Origin of the sequence: Anaerovibrio lipolyticus, from assembly GCF_021531495.1 — a bacterium.
Lineage (GTDB): Bacteria > Bacillota > Negativicutes > Selenomonadales > Selenomonadaceae > Anaerovibrio.
This window is the reverse complement of record NZ_JADYTY010000078.1, coordinates 1-629: the sequence shown is the minus strand read 5'-3', so window position 1 is coordinate 629 and position 629 is coordinate 1. Positions and strand designations below refer to the sequence as shown.

Sequence of the window (629 nt, the reverse complement as noted above, 5' to 3'; positions counted from 1 at the left end):
CAGTGCGATTTACCATAAACATTCTCCTTTCAAAAAACAATTAATCTTAGGCAACCTGTTCATCGTTCAGCTCAGTAACGATTACTTCGCTGAGATAAGCGGTCTTGACACCATCTACAACCTGCTTGTTTGCAAGAATAGCCTTGTGGGCTACCATGTTCTCCATAGCCTTCAAAACCTTGGCCTTGGTCAGGTTTGGGTTTGGATCGGTAATGGTGAGAGTGCGACTGGACTTGTCGCGGGAAAATACCAGATGAAGATCTGCTGACATGAAAATTCCTCCTTTCGCTAAACAATGGATTGGCTGTGCCTGGTCTGGGACTTAGGCATCCAGCTCGGTGGTATCTGTACGAAGAACCTGGCCCAGAGGCATGGTCTGCAAGCCTGCCATAGCGGTGCCTACAGACATCATATCTTCGTCAGACAGCTCAGTGTTAATGTCCTTGAAACTGCGGGTAGAATACTTTGGGTTATCCTTGGCATCCTGACCACTGACCAGTTTCAGCTTCATAGTAGAAGCTGCAATCTCCTTTGCCATTTGACATATCTCCTTTCCTTGTTTTTGTTAGCCCTGCTCTTGGCTACAACCTTATGATACTTCCGTGACATGTCATAGGCAATAGTAATTT

2 protein-coding genes are annotated in these 629 nt (G+C 45.8%); both read right to left on the bottom strand.

Annotated elements, in window-relative coordinates:
• Window positions 1-46: 46 nt before the first annotated feature.
• The gene (locus I6E26_RS11060) at window positions 47-271 is read right to left on the bottom strand and encodes a DUF2922 family protein (protein WP_235321918.1); all 225 of its coding nucleotides are present in this window, start codon (window positions 269-271) and stop codon (window positions 47-49) included.
• A 51-nt stretch (window positions 272-322) separates the two neighbouring features.
• Complete coding sequence (locus tag I6E26_RS11055; protein WP_235321917.1) at window positions 323-538, bottom strand: DUF1659 domain-containing protein; 216 nt, start codon at window positions 536-538, stop codon at window positions 323-325.
• Window positions 539-629 lie beyond the last annotated feature (91 nt).

Bases quoted from the DNA above. Each gene is read 5' to 3' on its own strand.
- I6E26_RS11060 (WP_235321918.1), bottom strand. From the start codon at position 271: ATGTCAGCAGATCTTCATCTGGTATTTTCCCGCGACAAGTCCAGTCGC.
- I6E26_RS11055 (WP_235321917.1), bottom strand. From the start codon at position 538: ATGGCAAAGGAGATTGCAGCTTCTACTATGAAGCTGAAACTGGTCAGT.